The organism is Bradyrhizobium denitrificans, from assembly GCF_013179005.1.
Taxonomy (GTDB): Bacteria; Pseudomonadota; Alphaproteobacteria; order Rhizobiales; family Xanthobacteraceae; genus Bradyrhizobium; species Bradyrhizobium denitrificans.
Map to the genome: position 1 here is coordinate 1 of NZ_JABFDP010000009.1, position 21,201 is coordinate 21,201.

Here is a 21,201-nt window from a genome sequence, read left to right on the forward strand (position 1 = left end):
ACTCTAGCCAAAAATGGTCCAGTTTTCCGGCCTCAGATCACGAGGTCTCATTGTGGATGCAGTCCTCTAACATCAGCCATACTCTCATCGCGCGCTGTCGCCACCGGTCGAGCCCACATCGGGTGTCGAGAAGACTGTCGAGGGGCCGCAAAGGGGCGCGGATCCGCGATCTCGCGGCCGGCATGCCCGAGTTTTGCTGTCGAACGACCCTCGCTCGAAGCCGCGAGGGGGCAGGGAATGCCGGGTGAAGGCCTCACCTATGGCCCGCCTGCGAACAAGATGCAGGCGGCAGTGACCACAGGTGGTGCCGATCAACCTGCATTCCCTGCGCGACGGTGTTAACGGCTGCTTCGCGCGCTCCCTGGTGCTCCGGGCGTTCTGGCCACCATGCGCACATGTGCTCCGTACGCACTGCGCGGGGATATCAGCATCGGGATATCAGGACCACGCGACTTGACCGTGCGCCGCGCGATTGTTCGTCCGCATGGTCACCATGCTGCAACCCGCCGCGCCCGCCACATCCCACACTCAACGCTCGTGACGATCGCGATGCGTCCCTCTGCCGAGGCGAGACGCAGCCAGTCAAACCGAATTTCGAAAAAAAGGAAATGGAGGAATTTTTTCGCGAGCGAGTGGACAGGCCAAATCGACTTGAGGGAGTCAGTGATTTTAGTCTCTGCGCGCAGGCGCTTTCGGTCGGCCAGCGGGCTGGGAGGGCGCGCTTCCGATCCGTCATTGGAGCTGATTTGCCCGACAAGCAGTCTCGCCGCCGATCGCGCAGGGGGCGCGGTTGATGGTGCTGCGCACGAGGCAAGACCCGCGACGCTCCTGACATGTCGGGTGGCGCTTCCCCATGTGAGTACAGAACAGAACGTCATTATTGATCCAGCTCGGTCTTGGGCAAGAGCCAGAGCTGCGCTGCTGCAGTTGCGCCGGCATGTCCGCGAATAGTTCACATGAACGCCACATAAAGATCCTGTTTCAGCAAAGTTGGTGCCGAAGTCTCGACTGTCCCGCAATTCTGTGTGTCGATTTCGCGTGATGCGCGTCGGTGACACACAAGAGAAAAATGCATGATGAGTGTTTCTGTTTGTTGATGTTCGTGTTCAGAGATGTCACTTGGGTCATGGGATAGGCGGTACGTTTCGCGCCCATCAGGACTGACAGCGTGACGTGTGAAAAGCGTTTGGAGTATCGCGCGGACATTGATTATCTCCGCGCACTGGCCGTCGTGGCGGTCATTGGTTTTCACTACGACTTGCCAGGGTTCGGTGGCGGGTTCGTCGGCGTCGATGTCTTCTTCGTCATCTCAGGCTATGTCATTGCCCGGCTGATATGGTCCGAGATCGGTGCGGGATCATTCTTCTTCGTGCGCTTCTATGAGCGAAGGGCGCGGCGCCTGCTTCCGGCGCTCTATCTGATGATCCTGTCGACCGGTGTGGCGGCCTGGTTCGTGGCTCCGCCAGACGATTACCGGATGTTTTTCGGCAGCGCCGTCTCCGCTCTGCTGTTTTCGTCCAACATCTTCTTCTGGCTGCACACCGGCTATTTCGATCTTCCGACCGTCGGCAAGGTTTTCATCCACACCTGGTCCTTGTCTGTCGAAGAGCAGTTCTACTTCCTGTTCCCGGTGGTGACCTGGCTCTGGAGCAGGCGGTTTGCAGATCCGACGTCGCGGCGATCACTCGGGCTGGTCGTCGCCGGCACGGTGGCGTTGTGCGTTCTGAACGAGCTCTGGATCAAGCAATCGGCGTCCGCGGCGTTCTACGTCGCGCCATTGCGGGCCTGGGAGTTCCTGGTCGGAAGCATCGTCTTTCTGGGACATCGGTGGTCGCCGGTCAGGCGGCCGACGCGGCTTCTGCTTGCCTCGCTGGGCTTTGCGTTCATGCTGCTTCCCGTGGTCGCGTTCCGGCCGGAGACGCGCTTTCCAGGGTTCAGCGCGCTGATCCCTTGTCTGGGCGCCGCGCTCTATATTATCGCCTTCAACCAGGAGCAGGGCAGGCCGTCGCTGCCATTTGGCACGTTTGGAGCGTCGCTCGGCCGATTGTCCTACTCGCTTTATCTCTGGCATTGGCCGGTGTTCGTGCTTGGCAGGGCTGCACTCTCGCTGGAGACCGCCGGTTTGGCCTCCACGACGGCGGCGCTGCTGCTGTTGACGATGCTGCTCGCTTCGCTCTCTCATGTCCTGATCGAGCGTCCTGCGCGGGACCGGATCGAATGGCGTGGAGTGCCTGGCGCGCGGCTCATCGCCTGCGCCGCCGTCCTGCTGATTGCGATCGGGGCTCACGGCTATTCGAACGGCGGTTATGCCCAGCGCTTTCCGCAGTCGCAGGCCCGCATGCTCCGCTACAATGGCCAGACGGTCGAGCCATTCTACCGGGCGCACAGCTGCTTCCTGCAGCCCGATGAGCCGCTCTCAGCCTTCGACATGAAGGACTGCCTGAGGCCGGTGGCCAACAAGCGCAACGTTCTGCTCGCAGGAGACAGTGCCGCTGCACACTATGACTGGGGCTTGCGCAGCTATTTTCCGTCGGAGTCCGTTCATCTGCTGCAGCTGACGGTGGCTGCCTGCGCTCCCTTTGTCGAGTTGAAGCAGGAAACCGCGAAGAGCTGCAATCAGGCCAATCGGCTGCTGCGTGCGCAGATCAAGGCGCGGCGGTTCTCAGGCATCATTCTGTCCGGAAACTGGCGCTTCTATTCCGAGTTCTACGATCGACCTGGCGCACCGCGCTTCCACGACTATCTGCGGTCGCTGCTCGCAGCGGCCGAAGAGGTCGGCATTCCGGTGCTGCTGCTGGGGCCGTCCGTCGAATTTCCGGCACCACTGGCGACGACCCTGTTCAACTATGAGCAAAGTCATCTGCCGGTCGGCAAGTCGTTCATGCCGATCGAAGGCGCGTTCAAGGCGGATGACCGCATGAGGGAGATCGCGCGTTCATACCCGTCGGTTCAGTATGTTTCGATCCTGCAGGCGATATGCCGCGGCAGGCAATGCCCGCTGATGGCCGACCCGGAGACGCCGATCACATGGGACATCGTCCATCTGACGCCGGAAGGCTCCCGCTTCGTCGTTGCCCAGCTCAAGCCGCAACTGGAGGCATTCTTGGGCAGGCTGCAGACCGTGCGCTCGCCGGACATGGAGGAGCTGATGGCGGGCGATAGCGTGCCGCGGCCAAGCCTTGTTCCCTCCCAGGTGCAATGATCCGCGGGGTTTGAGCGCCCTGTCGCGCCGGAGCGCGCTCAGCGGCGTTTCCAGCCGGTCGGTCTGCGAGCGATCGTGTGGCATGGCGGAGCCGGGCGTCGTGAACCTTCCTGCGGCGCGTGCGTTCCCTGTCGCTGCCTTCGCGGGGCCGCGAAAATGCTGCAACCACCGCTTTTGATACCGTTCAGGACGACAGACATGCATGTGATGATCAAGGCGCTGACAATTGTTGCGGCGGTCGCGAGCTGCAGCGCGCGCGTCGGCGCCGAGCCAGTGCGCTGGACAGTCTACCGGATTCCGGAGACCGGCACCTCGGTGGATATTCCCACCTCGATCTTCAGCGAGATGGCGGGCCGCCCGGACGGATACGGCCAGCGATTTCAAACCGCCGATGGCCGTGCCAGCCTGACCGTCCAGTCGGCGGCCCGCGACGGGCGCGAAACGCCGGCCGAGTTCCTTGCCAAGAAGAATCCGCCGTCGAGCATCCAGTACAAGCGGATCACGCCGCGGTTCTTCGCTGTCTCCAGCACCAAGGGCGACTATGTCTGGTACAACAGGTGCAATTTCACGGCCGCCCATGTGCATTGCGTCCTGATCAATTACCCCCAGGCCTGGGAGCGCGCCTGGGACGGTCTCGTCACCCGCATCAGCCTGTCGTTGAACCGCGGTTAGGGGCGGCCGACGGCCGCCGCTAGGCTGAAGAGCGGGGCAGGCCGGCTCTCGCGACCGAAACCGGCCAGGCGGGTTTGGCCGAAACCGGATCGGCGGAGCCCGTCGGTGGTTTGATCCAGCTCAATGCCGCGCGGAGACCTGTCTGCGTAGGTTTTGCGGATCGATTGTCATTCGCAAGCGGACTCGCGGCAATGGGCGTCATGCCATTCACCGTCAGGGCGGAAAGCGCCAATGCCGTCGCGACGCTGCGCTGTCGCAGCGCGCAAGACGCGCTGTTGACGGCCCATGTCTATCTGCGCCTCGGTGCCGCGCTGGTCAGCATCCGCACCCCGAGCGGCGAGATCATGAGCGCCGACAAGCTTGATGCGCTTGTGAACCGAGAGCGCGCCCGGGCCTCGCTGGCGGATTGATCGGCGGCGGGGCGCGCAAGCCGGCGGGGGTCACCGCGGCAGGACACCAGACCGGCGTCTCAGGACGCTTCGCCCTCAATGCCGCGATCCTGCGGCGACGGTTGCCTGCACGAGCGCTCGATGTAGGGGCCGTAAAGGACGTCCTGCCGACGCTGGTAGATGGTGACGCTGGTGGCGGTGGCGATGCAACAAATTGCGGTCAAAACAGCCAATTCAAACATGCGACGACTCCATGCCCCGAGGTGGCGGATGGAGCCGAAAACGTCAAATGGAAGCCGCCGTTAAGCTGAAGAGGCAAGCTTAACGCGCCGGCCGTCGGGTGCCGCCGGTCATTCCACGTCGCTCTGGCTGGCGGAGGCGAGCTCGGGAAACATGGCCTGGCAGCTCAAACAATAGGACTCGAAAATGAAATTCATCAATGCCGACATGGGTCGCTCCCCTTGGACGATCTCATCGGGGTCAGTGTGCCGGAGCTCTGTTTCAGGACGTTTTCGTGGGGCCGGGAAATTGGTTTCGCCCGCGCGACACTTGCCAACCCGGGCCCGCGGGGGCGTCCATCGCATCCCCGGAGCCCGCACCCACGGCGGGCCGCGCTCAATGGGGGAAGCCTTGTACTGGCTGGCCGCCGAAGCCCGGCGAAAAGTCATGCCGACGATCCTACCATGGTAGGGCACCAACTGATCGGACTGCGTGATTGTCGCCGGGCGTAGATGGCGTTTCGATTGGAAGATCGGCTGCTCATATCTCCACAGCCATTGTCCCCAGCTGTCACTGTAGTTGGTGAGATTTGGCTTGCGCGCGGCTAGGTTAAAGCTCAGATTTGCGCGAGCTGATCGCATCAGTGCAGCGGAGCTATTGGCTTTTCTGTCGAAATGAATTTGCTGAGCGGTCCGCATGGGGCGCGGAAAATTGATCGATTGGAGCGCGTGCGGGGCCTGGCTGCGTTACGGGACGGTTATCAGATGATGCCACGACGGTTTGTGGCTATTGATAGCCTACGTGGCATTTGCGCGATCATCGTCGCCGTCTACCATTTCAGCTCGAATTCGATTCTGGCCGCGCTTCCCTTCATCAAGAACGGATTTCTATTCGTTGATTTCTTTTTTGTGCTGAGCGGATTCGTAATCGCCTCAAGCTATGGCGACAAGCTGCGGACAGGTTTCCCAATTCCGCAGTTCATGTTTCTGCGGTTGGGACGGCTGTATCCGCTGCATCTATTCGTCATTTGCCTCTACCTTCCGATCGCGGCGATGGGCGGCTATTCCTGGTCTGGCTTGTGGATCACGGCGGCATTGCTGCAAGCATTCTCGGACGGCAATCTGGGAAACTGGAATCCGCCGAGCTGGAGTATCTCGGCCGAGGTCTGGACCTATCTGGTGTTCGCTTTCGCATGCCGAATCCCGGGTCGTCTGTTCTACTACGTTCTGGCGGCGCCGATCGTGGTCGCGCCTCCGGTGCTTCTGGTGGTCAGCGACAGATATTTGGACGTCTGCTTCGAGGGCGCCTTGCTGCGCAGCCTCTTTGGTTTCTCGATGGGGGCCTTGGCGTTCGCGTTTTGGCGTCGCCGCGACCGATCCGTGATGTCGTCGAGAGCGTCGACGCTGACCGAACTCGCCGTCGTTGCCGCCTCACTCCTGATCGTCGCTGTGGCGGGAGCCGGGCCGCTGTCTTTTCTTTGCCCGCCGGTCTTTGTGGTCACCATCTTGGTTTTCGCCAGCGAAAGCGGTTTGATCAGTGCTGCATTGAAGCACCGCAGCATCGTGATGGTGGGGGCACTGTCCTATTCGATCTACATGACGCATCTATTTGTTCAGGCGAGACTGTTGAACGTGATCGGCTTTCTCGGCAGGCATGTGTGGTTGCCGATTTCAAAGGAAGCCGGGGGCGCTCAGAGCATTTCGAGCCAGATCCCTTTGGCCGCCGATTCCACGGTCATCCTGATGATCGCGATCGTGATCGGGGTTGCCTATCTCACGTTCAAATTGATCGAAGAACCGTTTCGTCGATGGTCTCGGTCCTTCGTCGCTTCCAATCCCGCAAAGGCCGTTGGTGACGCGAGATAGCGGCCGTCTTCAGCTGAGTTGACTGGATAATCCCGCAACTGTCCGGCGGTGTCGAGCACGACGAAACATCGCGCAAGCCGGCGTTCCGAACAGAACATCTTCGAACAAGGAGATGAGATCATGACGCGTTTTCGTAGAAGCCCATCATGATCTCGCGTGCCGGCCGGGGTCGCCCGGCCTCTTTTTTACAGCTGCTCAGCTGCCTTCGCCCGCTGTCGCGACTCTCACCGGCATCAACAGTCCGATCACGCCATCGAGTTTTGCGCCGACGAAACGTGATGAACGGATCCCGAGGCCGTCAACGGCTGGTGTGGCGATGGCCGAAAGCAATAAGCAAGCCATGACACTGATCGGCATGCCGATCAGTGCTGTGCCAAGATAGCCAACCGACGAGAGGTGAATGATGAGCCAGGCGCCAAGGCTGCAGAGCAGCGGTATGTGCATGAGGTAGAGCGTGAAGCTGATGCGGCCCAGAAACTGCGCGTACCCGGATTGGAAGGGGCGCTGCAGGACAGGGGAGTGAAGCAGGGCAAACACGATCAGGACGGCACCGGCCGAATGCCAATAGCGAACGCTGTCGGCGCCGAAGATCACCGGCAGCGGCCAATGCCAAGGCAAGGACACGCCAGGCCCCGCGGCCGGCAGAGAGCAGATGTAGCAACCAATGAGGAATGTCGCGACCGACAGTGATGGGCGTGCGCTCAAGGGCTGCACCTGCCCGACATCACGAAGCAGAGCGCCGATTGCGAAAAGCGGCAGATAGTCGTTCCAGTAATAGAGGGACATCACGAGATAGAGGGCCAGTCTCAGAACGCCCCAACGGCGGAACAGTCCGATGGCCAGAATGTAGAACGAGCCGAGCAGCTCGGGATGCATGGTCCAGAGGTTCGGGTTATAGGCGTTGGACCCGTTGAGAAAGGTTCCGGCCAAAGCCTCGTAAGCCATGGTCCGCCACGATGGCGCGAACTGATACCATAGGCCTAACCATCCGCCCGAGATCTGCGCGGCCTCAGTGTTGCGGAGCAAGCCGAAACCCAGCAGCAGATACGCGAAGCTGGAACTGAGCAGGATTGGAAGCGCTAGGCGAATATAGCGACGCACGATCTGCGCGGGGAAACTCAGGGACGTCTGCCGGGCAAAGTCGGCCATCACGAAACCGCTCAACACGAAGAATATGCAAACCGCCGAGTTGCCGTTCCAAAGGAAACCGAAAGGCGATTTTCCAATCGCGACCGCCAGACCAGCCAGTCGTCCGGTGAAGCTTGGATTCAAGGTGATGATCGGCTCTACGAACACGAGGAGGGAATGACCAAGCAGCACAACCAGTGCTGCCACCCCTCTTAGGCCGTCAAGATAGTCGACCCGGCGGGCCCCAGAAAACGCATCGTTCAACTGATATTCCCCATAAAGTGCAGACGTTAGCAAGGCTACCTAAGGTTGGCAAGTGGGGCAGCTATGCAACTCCGGCGCAATGACTTTCGGAGGAACGTATTTTCCGCGACTGTTACCTACCGATCACGATGACCGAGCGGGCTTGTTCGACAGGCGGGCACATGATCGCGATGGCGCGCAACGCGCGACAGCCGATGATATGGAAGAGGTGACCGGGCAGAATTGGACGGATAACGAGCGCTCGCTCACTATGCTCCCTGGCACAACGTTCCATGCTGTCGCTGAACGGCGGGGAGGGAAGGCAGATCGACCTGACGCTGCCGGTCAATGCAGAGGCCATTTATATCTTGGACGTGAAAGCCCGGTGCGTTGAGCGCACCGGGCCAATCACGTCGTCGCAAGAGACGACTAGTGCACCCGTACGGTCCCGTCCGCGTTGTAGTCACTCTTGTTGCTGTAGCCGGAATCGCGGTGATTTTTCGAATGGAGGGCGGCGTTGCTGCCGCTTACGCCCGCAGTTCCGCTATCAACCCGCACGGTTCCATTTGCGTTGTAGTCACTTTTCGGATTGTAGCCGGAATCGCGATGCGTTTTTGCATGAAGGGCAGCGTTGCTGCCGCTCAGGCCCGGAGTTCCGGGATTGACCTGCATGTTTCCATATTGGTCGCGATCACCTTTGCTCGACCCAACCTGCTGAACCGCACCGGCTTTTGCATGATGAGTACGATGTCCGGCGAAGGCCGCAGAGGTAGAGACAGCGAGGATAACAAGACCGACAGCAATACTTCTAGCCATGGTCAACTCCTAATCGTTGAAGGATCGTCTACCCCATCGGTGTTAGACTGCCACGCAAATTGCTGAGTGTCTTTGATGCAACTCAAGAGTTCAGGGCGAGTGCGGCGTCGCAATCGTTGCCGTTCCGGGTTTATTGTCCAGCTGCGTGTTCCAGCCGCGTGATGCTCATCAGAGGCGTAAGCGAAATGGTTCGAGAGGTGTCCCCGGCGGCTCAGTCGTGATCAACATGGACGGGCGGAGCTCCGGTTGAACTAATCCGCTTCGAATTGCGAACGATGGGCATCGGGGCAACGCGCCCACCACGAATGCAGTCTTCCCGAAGACGCGCCTTGCGGAACCTGCGGATCGGCGCAGGTCTTGAGCACGTACAAATCCGAGAGACCACAGTGCGCCGCACATTCGCAATTGCTGATGATGTCTGGACGGCGAATCTCAAGTGGCCTGCGCTTCGGCGGACAGTTGCAGTTAAGAAATCGGGAGATGTCTAAACGCCGATCTCACGTGTACGCACCAACTTGCCGGCGTGGCCGTACGGCTCGATCAGAGGGCGCACACAGGCTGTGATGATCCTCGAGGATCGACATGCGGAGCAGCGCAAGGAGTCTCGCATCCTCGATCGGCTCATACGTTACGATGAACCGGGCACGCGCGAGGTCTTCACGAACGATGCAATCGAGGCGGCGACGACATCGCTGGTCCATGGTCCGACCTCGTCGAGATCCTGGTCACCGGCCCGTCACCGGAGCGCGTCAAAACCGCGCGGGATCTGGCCGCTGGTGTGATTTCGACGGCTCAAGCGCCCAATGTGGCCCACCAAAACAGGCGTCCGAATAACCTCAGCGGAGGAAAAAGCCGTTGGCGATCCCAGCAGGACTCGAACCTGCAACCCGCGGAGTAGAAATCCGCTACTCTATCCAGTTGAGCTATGGGACCGTGGTCACGGGGTGAAAGCCGCGGGCGAGGGGCCCGGCCGGCTGGTCATCCATAGCATGGTCATATGAAAAATTGTCGGTTTCGCCAAGCCCGGCCGAACCGGAACCGGGGACCGGGCGACCAAGCGGAGGCGGAGGAGGGGCAAGAGCGCCCCGATCGCGGGTCGGCAGCGCCGGATGAACGGCCGCCGCGGCCCTTGGCCGTATGCTGTGTCCGGTGAACATGCCCTGTGAATTGCCGCTGATTCCAAGACTGGCCCGCTGCGCGCCGCAGCGGAGGGGCCCTGGCAGCCGGCCGCGAGTCCTGCGCATGCAACCTCTGCCATCAGCCCGTCACCATTTCGCGTCCATTCTCGCCACGAATCGGCCAAACACGGGCATCGTCTCATGTGCCCCGTAGAGCCGCCCCAAGGAGTTGTCCCATGATCGGTCTGGTTCGCGCCGCTGCCGTCTGCGCCATTATGGCGCTCGGCCTCGTGTCCGCCGGTTCTGCCGCTGTTGCCGCCGACAAGGCGTTCAAGCGCGACGATCTGGCGGACGCCGCCATCAAGCTCGAGGCCCAGATCAAGAGCGAGGCAGGGGCGGTGAATAAGCCTTTGGCGACCTTGCGCACCGATGCCGACGCGGCGCTGCGCCGCAACGACCTGCGCACCGGCCTGCAGATCCTCGGGCAGATCGCGACCGCGGCGCCGGAGGATTCCGGCAACTGGCTGCGGCTCGCCCGGACGGTGCTGAACCAGATCAAGCCGATCAATTCCTCGGAGCAGACCTTCCTGCTGGAGCGCGCCTCGACGGCGGCCTATATCGCGTATCAGCGCGCCGGCAATTCCGGCGAGGAGGCCGATGCGCTCGCCGTGCTCGGCAAGACCATGGCCGAACGCAAGCTGTGGCGGCCGGCGCTCGATACGCTCAGGATGTCGCTGGAACTGCGCGAGGTCGCCGATGTCCGCGGGCAGTATGAGCGGATGCGCGACGAGCACGGCTTCAGGCTGCTCGACTACACCGTCGACTCGGACTCGGCGAGCCCGCGCGCCTGCTTCCAGTTCTCCGAGGATCTCGCCAAGCGCACCGACTTCTCGCCCTTCGTGGCGCAGGCCGGCAATGACAAGCCGGCGCTGACGTCGGAGGACAAGCAGCTCTGCGTCGAGGGCCTCAAGCACGGCGAGCGCTACAACATCAATCTGCGCGCCGGGCTGCCGTCCGGCGTCAAGGAGAGCCTGCCGAAATCGGCCGAGTTCAACATCTATGTCCGCGACCGCAAGCCGTTCGTGCGCTTCACCGGCAAGGCCTATGTGCTGCCGCGCACCGGGCAGAAGGGCATTCCGCTGGTCAGCGTCAACACCCCCGCGGTCACTGTCAACGTGTTCCGGATCGGCGACCGCAACCTGATCAACACGGTCATCGATAGCGACTTCCAGCGTCCGCTATCGAGCTACCAGCTGACAGACCTCGGCAATGAGCGCGGCATGAAGGTGTGGAGCGGCGAGCTCGCGACCGCGATGACCCTGAACCAGGACGTGACGACCGCCTTCCCGGTCGACCAGGCGATCAGCGACATGCAGCCCGGCGTCTATGTGATGACCGCCGCGCCCAAGGGCCCGACCAGCGGCGGCAGCGACGAGGACAGCGGCCAGCTCGCGACGCAATGGTTCATCGTCTCCGATCTCGGCGTCGCTGCGTTCTCCGGCAATGACGGCATCCACGTGTTCGTGAATTCGCTGGCGTCGACCGATCCGGTGGCGCGCGCCGAGGTGCGGCTGGTGGCGCGCAACAACGAGATCCTGGCGACGCGCAAGACCGACGAGGCCGGCCATGTGCTGTTCGAGGCCGGGCTGTCGCGCGGCGAGGGCGGGCTGTCGCCGGCGATGCTGACGGTGTCCGGCGAGAAGACCGACTACGCCTTCCTCAGCCTGAAAACGTCCGCCTTCGACCTGTCCGATCGCGGCGTCGCCGGACGCGCGTCGCCGGCCGGGCCGGATGCCTTCGTGTATTCCGAGCGCGGCGTCTACCGCTCCAACGAGACGGTCTATCTCACCGCGCTGCTGCGCGACGGCAAGGGCAACGCCATGACCGGCACGCCGCTGACGCTGGTCGTCGAGCGTCCCGATGGCGTCGAGTTCCGCCGCGCTGTGGTGCCGGACCAGGGGGCCGGCGGTCGGTCGTTGAGCGTGGCGCTGAACGCGGCGGTGCCGACCGGGACCTATCGCGTGCGCGCCTTCACCGACCCCAAGGGGGCGGCGGTCGGCGAGACCACCTTCATGGTCGAGGACTACGTCCCGGAGCGGCTGGAATTCGACCTGTCGTCCAAGGACAAGCAGATCAAGGCTGACGCGCCGGTGGAGGTGAAGGTCGACGGCCATTTCCTGTACGGCGCGCCGGCGTCCGGCCTGCAGCTCGAGGGCGACCTGCTGGTCACCACCGCCTCGGAGCGGCCGGGCTTTGCGGGCTATCAGTTCGGCGTCGCCGACGAGGAGAGCGCCTCTAACGAGCGAACGCCGATCGAGGGGCTGCCCGAGACCGATGACAAGGGCATGGCGACCTTCCCGGTCAGCCTCGCCAAGCCGCCATCCTCAAGCCGGCCGCAGGAGGCGCAGATCTTCGTGCGCATGGCCGAGACCGGCGGCCGCGCTGTCGAGCGCAAGCTGGTGCTGCCGGTGGCGCCCAAGGCGGCGCAGATCGGCATCAAGCCGTCCTTCTCGGGAAAAAGCGTCGGCGAGGGCGAGAAGGCCGAGTTCGACGTCGTGTTCGTGTCACCGGAGGGCAAGACGCTGGCGCGCAACGGCCTGCGCTATGAGCTGCTGAAGATCGAGTCGCGCTATCAATGGTACCGGCAGAATTCCTATTGGGAGTATGAGCCGGTGAAGTCGACGCGCCGCGTCGGCGATGGCGACCTCACGATATCAGCCAACAAACCGGCGCGGCTGAGCTTTCAGCCTGAGGCCGGGCGCTACCGGCTCGACGTCAAATCGGCCGATGCCGATGGACCGGTGACCTCGCTGCAGTTCGATGTCGGCTGGTACACCGACGGCAGCGCCGACACGCCGGAGCTCCTGGAGACCTCGCTCGACAAGCCGCAATACCAGTCGGGTGACACGATGGTGGTGACGGTCAATGCGCGCACCGCCGGCAAGCTGACGGTCAACGTGCTCGGCGACCGGCTGCTGACGACGCAGACCGCCGAGGTCAAGGAAGGCACCAACCAGGTCAGGCTCAGCGTGGGCAAGGACTGGGGCACCGGCGCCTATGTCGTGACGACGCTGCGCCGTCCGCTCGATGCCGCCGCGCAGCGCATGCCGGGCCGCGCGCTCGGCGTGGCCTGGTTCGGCATCGACAAGTCCGTGCGCACGCTCAATGTCGCGTTGACGCCGCCGGCGCTGGTGCGGCCGGGCTCCAGCTTGAAGATCCCGGTCAAGATCGGCGGGCTCAATCCCGGCGAGGACGCCAAGATCGTGATCGCGGCGGTCGATGTCGGCATTCTCAACCTCACCAACTACAAGCCGCCGGCGCCGGACGATTATTATCTCGGCCAGCGCCAGCTCTCGGCCGAGATCCGCGATCTCTATGGCCAGCTGATCGACGGCATGCAGGGCACGCGCGGCCAGATCCGCTCCGGCGGTGATGGCGGCGGCGCCGAGCTGCAGGGCTCGCCGCCGACGCAGAAGCCGCTGGCGCTGTATTCGGGCATCGTCACCGTCGGGCCCGACGGCGCCGCGGAGGTCGCTTTCGACATTCCGGAGTTCGCCGGCACCGCGCGGGTGATGGCGGTGGCGTGGAGCGCGACCAAGCTCGGCCGCGCGACCGTCGACGTCACCGTGCGCGACCCCGTGGTGCTGACCGCGACCTTGCCGCGTTTCTTGCTGAGCGGCGACCGCGGCACGCTGTCCTTCGACGTCGACAATGTCGAGGGCGCGCCCGGCGACTACGTCGTGGCCGTCAAGGCGAGCGGCCCGGTCAAGGTGTCCGGCAACGCCAATGTGACGCTCAAGCTCGCGGCCAGGCAGCGGGCCTCGTCCACCCTGCCGCTGGATGCGTCGGGCACCGGCCAGGCGCAGCTCGATGTCGACATCAAGGGGCCGAACGGGCTGAGCCTGGCGCGGCACTATCAGCTCGACGTCAAGCCGGCGACGCAGGTGCTGGCGCGGCGTTCGATCCGCACCTTGGCCAAGGGCGAGAGCCTGACCTTGACGTCGGACATGTTCAGCGATCTCGTGGCGGGCACCGGCACGGTGTCGTTGTCGGCGGGGCTGTCGACCGCGCTCGACGCGGCGACCATCCTCAAGGCGCTCGACCGCTATCCGCATGGCTGCTCGGAGCAGATCACCAGCCGCGCAATGCCGCTGCTTTATGTCAACGAGCTCGCGGCCGGCGCCCATCTCGCGATGGACACCGAGGTCGACCAGCGCATCCGCGACTCGATCGACCGGCTCCTGGCGCGGCAGGGCTCGAACGGCTCGTTCGGGCTGTGGTCGGCCGGCGGCGACGATCCCTGGCTCGATGCGTACGTGACGGACTTCCTGACCCGCGCCCGCGAAAAGGGCTTTGCGGTGCCGGACGTGCTGTTCAAGAGCGCGCTCGACCGCGTCAGGAACGCGGTGGTCAATGCCGAGGAGCCGGAGAAAACGGGCGGCCGCGATCTCGCTTACGGCCTCTACGTGCTGGCGCGCAACGGCGCGGCGCCGATCGGCGATCTGCGCTATCTCGCCGACACCAAGCTCGGCAATCTCGCCACCCCGATCGCCAAGGCGCAGCTCGCCGCGGCGCTCGCGCTGGTCGGTGACCGCGCCCGCGCCGAGCGGGTCTATGCCGCGGCAGCCGACAGCCTCGCGCCGAAGCCGGTGCTGGTGTTTGGCCGCACCGATTACGGCTCCGACCTGCGCGATGCCGCGGCGCTGGTGTCGCTGGCCGGCGAGGGCAATGCGCCGCGCGCCACGCTCACGCAGGCTGTGGCCCGCGTCGAGGCGGCGCGTGGCCTGACGCCCTACACCTCGACGCAGGAGAATGCGTGGATGGTGCTGGCGGCGCGCGCGCTCGCCAAGGAGACGCTGACGCTGGATGTCAACGGCCAGGCGGTGAAGCAGGCGATGTACCGCAGCTACAAGGCGGCCGAGCTCACCAGTCAGCCGCTGAAGATCACCAACACCGGCGACGCGCCGGTGCAGGCGGTGGTCTCGGTGTCCGGCTCGCCACTGACGCCGGAACCGGCCGCGTCGAACGGCTTCAAGATCGAGCGCGGCTACTACACGCTCGACGGCAAGCCGGTCGACATCAAGACGGTGAAGCAGAACGACCGCTTCGCCGTGGTGCTGAAGGTCACCGAGGCCAAGCCGGAATATGGGCACATCATGGTGTCCGATTATCTGCCGGCGGGGCTGGAGATCGACAATCCGCATCTGGTGTCGTCGGGCGACAGCGGCACCCTGGACTGGATCGAGGACGGCCAGGAGCCTGTGAACACCGAGTTCCGCGATGATCGCTTCACCGCCGCGCTCGACCGCGCCGCGGATTCCAAATCGGTGTTTACCGTGGCCTATGTCGTGCGCGCGGTGTCGCCCGGCAAATACGTGCTGCCGCAGGCCTATGTCGAGGACATGTACAACCCGTCGCGCTATGGTCGGACCGGAACGGGCTCGGTGGAGGTCCGCGCGGCGAAATGAGCGAGGGTCAGACCAGCGGCAATGGACGCATGACGGAGCCAGACACTCCGTCGTCATTGCCGGGCTTGACCCGGCCATCCACGGCCGCATGCGAGAACGGCGTGGATGCCCGGGTCAAGCCCGGGCATGACGAGAGGAGGGGGCGAGTTGCAAAACGTCTCGCGGCGATTGGGTTGACGTTGATCGTGGTCGTCGCGACGGCTCTCACCGCTTACACCATCTCCCTCGGCCCGCTGCCGCTGCAGGACGCCAAAGCGCTGTCCACCACGGTGGTCGATCGCCACGGCAAGCTGCTGCGCGCCTATGCGATGGCGGATGGGCGTTGGCGGTTGCCGGTCAGCGCGCAGAAGGACGTCGACCCGACCTATCTGAAGCTGCTGTTCGCCTATGAGGACCAGCGCTTCTATGACCACCACGGCGTCGATCCGCGCGCGCTGGCGCGGGCGGCGATTCAATTCGGCTCACACGGCCATATCGTGTCCGGCGGCTCGACCATCACGATGCAGCTGGCGCGGTTGCTGGAGCCGCGGCGGCAGCGGTCGCTGCACGCCAAGCTCCGGCAGATCGTGCGCGCGCTCGAGCTCGAGCGGAAGCTCGGCAAGGACGAGATCCTCGATCTGTATCTGACGCTCGCGCCGTATGGCGGCAATCTCGAAGGCATCCGCGCCGCCTCGATCGCCTATTTCGGCAAGGAGCCGAAGCGCCTCTCGCTGGCCGAGGCCGCGCTCCTGGTCGCACTGCCGCAGTCGCCGGAGACGCGCCGGCTCGACCGCCATCCGGAGGCGGCGCGCCGCGGCCGCGACCGCGTGCTCGATCGCATGGTGTCGGAGAACGTCATCTCCGCCGAGGACGCCGCGCAGGCGAAGGCGCAACCGGTGCCGGCCTTCCGCAAGCCGATGCCGATCCTGGCGCCGCATGCCGCCGACCAGGCCACGGCGGTCGTGAAGGACCGGCCGATCATCCGGCTGACATTGGACGCATCGCTGCAGAAGGTGCTGGAGCCGCTGGCGCGCGACCGCGCCGCCGCGCTGGGGCCGAACATCTCGGTCGGCATCATCGTGATCGACAATGACAGTGGCGACGTGCTCGCCCATGTCGGTTCTGCGGATTATTTCGACGAGCGGCGGGCCGGGCAGGTCGACATGACGCGCGCGGTGCGCTCGCCCGGCTCGACCCTGAAGCCGTTCATCTATGGCTTGGCCTTCGAGGACGGCTTCGTGCATCCGGAGAGCCTGATCGAGGACCGCCCGGTACGCTTCGGTTCCTACGCGCCGGAGAATTTCGACATGACGTTCCAGGGCACAGTGCCGGTGCGCAAGGCGCTGCAGCTGTCGCTGAACGTGCCGGCGATCGTGCTGCTCGACCGCGTCGGCGCCAGCCGGCTGTCGTCGCGGCTCAAGCAGGCCGGCGGCAATCTGGTGCTGCCGAAGGACGAGGCGCCCGGTCTGGCGATGGGACTCGGCGGGGTCGGCGTGACCCTGCAGGACCTCGCACAGCTCTATGCTGGATTTCCGCGACTCGGCACCACCAAGCCGCTGCGCGAGATCATGACGGCCGAGGTCCTGACGGCCGAGGACGCCGACACCAGGGAACCGATGCGGCTGATGGATCCGGCCGCCGCCTGGCAGGTCGGCAACGTGCTGCTCGGCACGCCGCCGCCGGAAAATGCCGCGCGCAACCGCATCGCCTTCAAGACCGGCACCAGCTACGGCTATCGTGACGCTTGGTCCGTGGGCTTTGACGGCCGCATGACGATCGGCGTCTGGGTCGGTCGTCCCGACGGCGCGCCAGTGCCGGGCCTGATCGGCCGTGTCGCCGCTGCGCCGATCCTGTTCGACGCCTTCGCGCGCAGCGGCAAGCTGCCGGCGGCCCTGCCCAAGCCGCCCAAGGGGGCGCTTATTGCCGGCAATTCAAAGTTGCCACTGCCGCTGCGCCGGTTCCGTCCGATCGGCGAACTGCTACGGACCGGCGCCGAGCAGGCCCCGCACATCCAGTTCCCGCTCAACGGCTCGCGCATCGATGTCGATCGTACCGCGGGACCGGAGGCCGCCGTGATGCCGGTGAAAGTCTCCGGCGGCGTGCTGCCGCTGACCATGCTGGTCAATGGCCTGCCGGTCGGCGAGATCGACAGCCGGCGCCAGCGCCTGATCGATCCGCCCGGGCCGGGCTTTGCCCGGCTGACCGTCATCGACGCCACGGGCGCGGCGGACACAGTTGTGGTCAGAATCCAATGACCGTTCGCTAAGCGGTTGTCGGCATGGTGGTTTCGGCGTATTCGGAACCCCATGGTTGAGACCTTTGCCCGCCCCCGTTTTGGAGAGCCGCGCGAGCCGAAGAACCTGGTGAATCCGGGCAATCGGCTGGTGCGGATGATCGATGCCGTCACCATCAGCCACGCCAGGGCTGTTGCGTTCTTGCTCGTCTGCGGGCTGCTGCTGTTTTTGCCGGGATTCTTCACGATTCCGCCGATCGATCGCGACGAGGCGCGGTTCGCGCAGGCGACCAAGCAGATGGTCGAGAGCGGCGATTATGTCGATATCCGCTTCCAGGACGATGTGCGCTACAAGAAGCCGGTCGGAATCTACTGGTTGCAGTCGGCTGCGGTTGAAACCGCATCTGCGGTCGGATTGCCGCGGGCACAGCTGCGCATCTGGGTGTATCGCATTCCCTCGCTGATCGGCGCGATCGGCGCGGTGCTGCTGACCTATTGGACCGCGCTCGCTTTTGTCACGCGGCGTGGCGCGGTGTTCGCGGCGCTCTTGATATGCTGCTCGGTGTTGCTCGGTGCTGAAGCGCGGCTCGCCAAGACCGATGCCATGCTGCTGTTCACGGTGGTGGCCGCGATGGGCGCGCTGGCCCGTGTCTATCTGTCCTGGCAGCGCGGCGAGGATCCTGAGCATCCCCCTTGGGGGCCGCCGGCGATCTTCTGGACGGCGCTGGCCGGCGGCATCCTGATCAAGGGGCCGCTGATCCTGATGTTTGCCGGTCTCACGATCATTGCTCTCGCCATCATGGATCGCGGCGCGGCGTGGCTGTGGCGTCTGCGGCCCGTCTGGGGGCTGATGTGGATGCTGGTGCTGGTGCTGCCCTGGTTCGTGCTGATCTTCCTGCGTGCCGGAGACACCTTCTTCGCCGACTCCGTCGGCGGCGACATGTTGAGCAAGATCGGTGCCCAGGAGTCGCATGGCGCGCCGCCGGGCCTCTATCTGCTGCTGCTGTTCATCACCTTCTGGCCCGGCGCTCCGCTGGCGGCGATGGCGGCGCCTGCGGTGTGGCGGGCGCGGCGTGAGCCGGGCGCGCAGTTCCTGCTGGCCTGGCTGCTGCCGTCCTGGATCGTGTTCGAGGCCGTCCTGACCAAGCTGCCGCATTACGTGCTGCCGCTTTATCCCGCGATCGCGATCCTCACCGTCGGCGCCCTGGAGCGGCGGGTGTTGTCACGGTCCTGGCTGCGCCGTGGCGCCGCCTGGTGGTTTGCCATTCCTGCCATCACCTCGGTGGTTGCCGTGATCGGCGCCATCATCGTCACGCACCAGCCGGTGTTCCTGGCTTGGCCGTTCGTCGCCGCATCGCTGATCTTCGGCCTGTTCGCCTGGTGGCTGTATGACGACGGCCGGGCCGAGCGCTCGCTGCTGAATGCGGCGGTTGCGGCAATGTTCCTCGCCTTCGTGGTCTACGGCGCAGTGCTGCCGGCGCTGACGCCGCTGTTCCCGAGCGCAGAGATTGCGCGCGCGCTGCGCAACGTCGTGTGTGTCGGTCCGAAGGCCGCGGCGGCCGGCTTCCACGAGCCGAGCCTGGTGTTCATGACGGGAACCTCGACCCAGCTGACCGACGGCTCAGGCGCCGCCGATTTCCTCAGCCAGGGTACCTGCCGCTTCGCGCTGGTCGAGCAGCGGACCGAGCGCGCCTTCGTGCAGCGGGCCGAGGCGATCGGGCTGCGCTACAACGTGGCCAAGCGCATCGACGGCTACAACATCTCGCAGGGGCGGCCGGTCTCGATCGCGATCTTCCGCTCGGAAGGCACCGAATAGATGTCGGCGTCCGGCTCTCCTTCGCCTTCATCAACCTATCTGTCGCAGCTCGCGCTGGTCGGGAAGTTCTCGCTCGGCCGGCTCGTCCGTCGTCCACAAGCCGTGCCTGATGCGCCGAGCTGGCAGCGTCTGTCGCGCCAGCTTCTCCTGGTCGCAGGCATTGGCGTCAGCGCGATCCTCGTGCTGATGTTTGCCTTCGATGCCTATGAGATCGGGCTGATGCCCGCGCGCGGCACACCGAGCCTGTGGCCGGTCCGCATCCTCACCGATTTCGGCCAGGATGAATATGTGCTGGCTCTGTTGGCGCTCGGTGTCGTCGTGACGATCCTGATCGCGCCGCTTTGGCCCGAGGCCACGCGCAGCCGCCTGCTCAATTTCGCGACCCATGTTCAGTACCTGTTTTTCGCGGTCCTGAGCTCGGTACTTGCGGCCCAGGTCTTGAAATACGTCATCGGGCGCGGTCGTCCGTTCGTCGGCGGCAAGGCGAACGCCTTCAACTTCGAGCCGTTCAACGGTACGCCGGCTTATTTCAGCATGCCCTCGGCGCATGCCGTCACCGCTTTCGCGCTGGCTTTCGCGGTGGCGGCCGTCTGGCCGCGACTGCGCGTTCCCATGTACATCTATGCGGTGGCGATCGCCGCGAGCCGGCTCGTCCTGCTTGCCCATCATCCGAGCGACGTGGTGGCCGGGGCCGTCGTCGGCCTGGTCTGCGCGATGCTGGTCCGCTACTGGTTCGCAGCGCGGCGGCTGGGCTTCCGCTTCGGCAAGGACGGCCGGATCTTACCGCGCTAAGGGGGTTGATAGCCGGCCCCAAGCCCCATAATAAGCCTCCGCCGGAGCGCCCGGGCAGGAACCGGTCTGATCAAGCCATCACGAGTCCCAGATTTGTCGACCGAACCCCCCGTTGCCGTCTCCATCGTCGTTCCCGTGCGCAACGAGGCCGGCAACATCACGCCTCTGATCACCGAGATCGCGGCCGCGCTCGACGGTCTGTGGCCGTACGAGATCATCTACGTCAATGACGGCTCGACCGACGAGACCGCGCAGCGCCTCGCCGAGGAGATGGCGCGGCGGCCGAACCTGCGCGTTCTGCGCCACGAGAGGTCGACGGGGCAGTCCGCTGCGGTCCGCAGCGGAATCCGTGCCGCGCATGGCGCCATGGTGGCGACGCTCGACGGTGACGGCCAGAACAATCCCGCCTTCCTCCCGGACCTGATCGCCGCGCTGGAAAAGGGCGGCGGGCGGGTCGGCCTCGTCGCGGGCCAGCGGGTCGGCCGCAAGGATACCGGCTTCAAGAAGCTGCAGTCGCGGCTCGCCAACAAGATCCGCAACGCGGTGCTGCATGACGGCACCCGCGACACCGGCTGCGGCCTCAAGGCCGTTCGCCGCGACGTGTTCCTGATGATGCCGTATTTCGATGGTCTGCACCGCTTCCTGCCGGCCCTGGTGCGGCGCGAGGGCTACGACATCGCCTATATCGACGTGATCGATCGTCCCCGGCATTCGGGCGTGTCGAACTACGGGTTCTTCGACCGGCTCTGGATCGGGATCATGGATCTCGCCGGCGTGTGGTGGCTGATCCGCCGCAAGAAGCCGACGCCGGTCGCGATCGAGGTGAAATGATGCTGATTCAATTCGGGCAGGCGTTCAGCAACTATCTCTACGACATTTTCATCGCGAAGTTCGATTTCTGGCTGGTGTTCGGCCTCGCGGCTCAGCTCGCTTTTGCCGCGCGCTTCCTGGTGCAGTGGATCGCGAGCGAGCGCGCGGGCAAGAGCGTCGTGCCGCTTGCCTTCTGGTTCTTCTCGATCGGCGGCGGCCTGATGACGCTGATCTACGGCCTCGTCAAGCGCGAGCCGGTCATCATCTTCGGCCAGTTGCTGTCGAACATCATCTACGTCCGCAACGTCATGCTGATCTTCAAGAGCCGCCAGCGCGAGTCTCAGACGCTGAGCAATTGAGCGGACCTGTGGGTCCTCGATCTCACACTGCAAAAGCGCTTCTCGCACGGCAGCTGATCGTTCGATCCCCATCTCAGTGCATGTTCCCAACG

At 64.4% G+C, this 21,201-nt stretch carries 13 protein-coding genes and 1 tRNA gene; 10 read left to right on the top strand and 4 right to left on the bottom strand.

Annotation, left to right across the window (positions count from 1 at the left end; all coding sequences use genetic code 11):
- Positions 1-1,168: 1,168 nt before the first annotated feature.
- From HL671_RS11170 to HL671_RS11180, 3 genes are all read left to right on the top strand, one after another.
- Positions 1,169-3,202, top strand: a complete 2,034-nt coding sequence (locus HL671_RS11170) for an acyltransferase family protein (protein ID WP_172236429.1) — start codon at positions 1,169-1,171, stop codon at positions 3,200-3,202.
- 198 nt (positions 3,203-3,400) lie between these two features.
- On the top strand, positions 3,401-3,874 hold the full coding sequence (locus HL671_RS11175; RefSeq protein WP_012043979.1) for a hypothetical protein: 474 nt from the start codon (positions 3,401-3,403) through the stop codon (positions 3,872-3,874).
- Positions 3,875-4,065: 191 nt separating this feature from the next.
- Positions 4,066-4,284: a hypothetical protein gene (locus HL671_RS11180; protein WP_172236430.1), complete on the top strand. Its 219-nt coding sequence runs from the start codon at positions 4,066-4,068 to the stop codon at positions 4,282-4,284.
- A 59-nt stretch (positions 4,285-4,343) separates the two neighbouring features.
- On the opposite strand, the gene HL671_RS11185 is transcribed toward HL671_RS11180, so the two are convergent.
- A complete protein-coding gene (locus HL671_RS11185) occupies positions 4,344-4,505 on the bottom strand; it encodes a hypothetical protein (RefSeq protein ID WP_012043981.1) in 162 nt (53 codons plus the stop codon).
- Positions 4,506-5,156: 651 nt separating this feature from the next.
- On the opposite strand from HL671_RS11185, the gene HL671_RS11190 reads away from it, so the two are divergent.
- Positions 5,157-6,347 carry an acyltransferase family protein gene (locus HL671_RS11190; protein ID WP_172236431.1) on the top strand — a complete coding sequence of 397 codons (1,191 nt, stop codon included), beginning with the start codon at positions 5,157-5,159 and terminating at the stop codon, positions 6,345-6,347.
- A gap of 195 nt (positions 6,348-6,542) precedes the next feature.
- Here the strand turns inward: HL671_RS11190 and HL671_RS11195 are convergent, their stop codons facing one another.
- The 3 genes from HL671_RS11195 to HL671_RS11205 form a co-directional block, all read right to left on the bottom strand.
- Positions 6,543-7,739, bottom strand: coding sequence for an acyltransferase family protein (locus HL671_RS11195; RefSeq protein ID WP_172236432.1), 1,197 nt, complete (start codon positions 7,737-7,739; stop codon positions 6,543-6,545).
- A 408-nt stretch (positions 7,740-8,147) separates the two neighbouring features.
- Positions 8,148-8,534: a hypothetical protein gene (locus tag HL671_RS11200; protein ID WP_172236433.1), complete on the bottom strand. Its 387-nt coding sequence runs from the start codon at positions 8,532-8,534 to the stop codon at positions 8,148-8,150.
- A gap of 856 nt (positions 8,535-9,390) precedes the next feature.
- A tRNA-Arg gene (locus HL671_RS11205) sits at positions 9,391-9,467 on the bottom strand.
- Positions 9,468-9,888: 421 nt separating this feature from the next.
- Here HL671_RS11205 and HL671_RS11210 point away from each other — a divergent pair.
- From HL671_RS11210 to HL671_RS11235, 6 genes are all read left to right on the top strand, one after another.
- Positions 9,889-15,120, top strand: a complete 5,232-nt coding sequence (locus tag HL671_RS11210) for an alpha-2-macroglobulin family protein (RefSeq protein ID WP_172236434.1) — start codon at positions 9,889-9,891, stop codon at positions 15,118-15,120.
- The gene (pbpC, locus tag HL671_RS11215) at positions 15,117-17,354 is read left to right on the top strand and encodes a penicillin-binding protein 1C (RefSeq protein ID WP_172236435.1); all 2,238 of its coding nucleotides are present in this window, start codon (positions 15,117-15,119) and stop codon (positions 17,352-17,354) included. Before HL671_RS11210 ends, pbpC begins: the two co-directional genes overlap by 4 nt.
- A gap of 51 nt (positions 17,355-17,405) precedes the next feature.
- A complete protein-coding gene (locus tag HL671_RS11220; protein ID WP_172236436.1) occupies positions 17,406-19,148 on the top strand; it encodes an ArnT family glycosyltransferase in 1,743 nt (580 codons plus the stop codon).
- Positions 19,149-19,940, top strand: coding sequence for a phosphatase PAP2 family protein (locus HL671_RS11225; protein ID WP_172236437.1), 792 nt, complete (start codon positions 19,149-19,151; stop codon positions 19,938-19,940).
- Positions 19,941-20,033: 93 nt separating this feature from the next.
- On the top strand, positions 20,034-20,771 hold the full coding sequence (locus tag HL671_RS11230; protein WP_172236438.1) for a glycosyltransferase family 2 protein: 738 nt from the start codon (positions 20,034-20,036) through the stop codon (positions 20,769-20,771).
- A complete protein-coding gene (locus tag HL671_RS11235) occupies positions 20,771-21,109 on the top strand; it encodes a lipid-A-disaccharide synthase N-terminal domain-containing protein (RefSeq protein WP_041751505.1) in 339 nt (112 codons plus the stop codon). The genes HL671_RS11230 and HL671_RS11235 overlap by 1 nt, the downstream gene beginning before the upstream one ends.
- Positions 21,110-21,201 lie beyond the last annotated feature (92 nt).

What these genes read in the sequence shown, in the direction of transcription:
- HL671_RS11180 (WP_172236430.1), top strand. Translation starts at nt 4,066, where the DNA reads ATGGGCGTCATGCCATTCACCGTCAGGGCGGAAAGCGCCAATGCCGTC.
- HL671_RS11175 (WP_012043979.1), top strand. Translation starts at nt 3,401, where the DNA reads ATGCATGTGATGATCAAGGCGCTGACAATTGTTGCGGCGGTCGCGAGC.
- HL671_RS11235 (WP_041751505.1), top strand. Translation starts at nt 20,771, where the DNA reads ATGCTGATTCAATTCGGGCAGGCGTTCAGCAACTATCTCTACGACATT.
- HL671_RS11185 (WP_012043981.1), bottom strand. Translation starts at nt 4,505, where the DNA reads ATGTTTGAATTGGCTGTTTTGACCGCAATTTGTTGCATCGCCACCGCC.
- HL671_RS11220 (WP_172236436.1), top strand. Translation starts at nt 17,406, where the DNA reads ATGGTTGAGACCTTTGCCCGCCCCCGTTTTGGAGAGCCGCGCGAGCCG.
- pbpC (WP_172236435.1), top strand. Translation starts at nt 15,117, where the DNA reads ATGAGCGAGGGTCAGACCAGCGGCAATGGACGCATGACGGAGCCAGAC.
- HL671_RS11200 (WP_172236433.1), bottom strand. Translation starts at nt 8,534, where the DNA reads ATGGCTAGAAGTATTGCTGTCGGTCTTGTTATCCTCGCTGTCTCTACC.
- HL671_RS11210 (WP_172236434.1), top strand. Translation starts at nt 9,889, where the DNA reads ATGATCGGTCTGGTTCGCGCCGCTGCCGTCTGCGCCATTATGGCGCTC.
- HL671_RS11190 (WP_172236431.1), top strand. Translation starts at nt 5,157, where the DNA reads ATGAATTTGCTGAGCGGTCCGCATGGGGCGCGGAAAATTGATCGATTG.
- HL671_RS11225 (WP_172236437.1), top strand. Translation starts at nt 19,149, where the DNA reads ATGTCGGCGTCCGGCTCTCCTTCGCCTTCATCAACCTATCTGTCGCAG.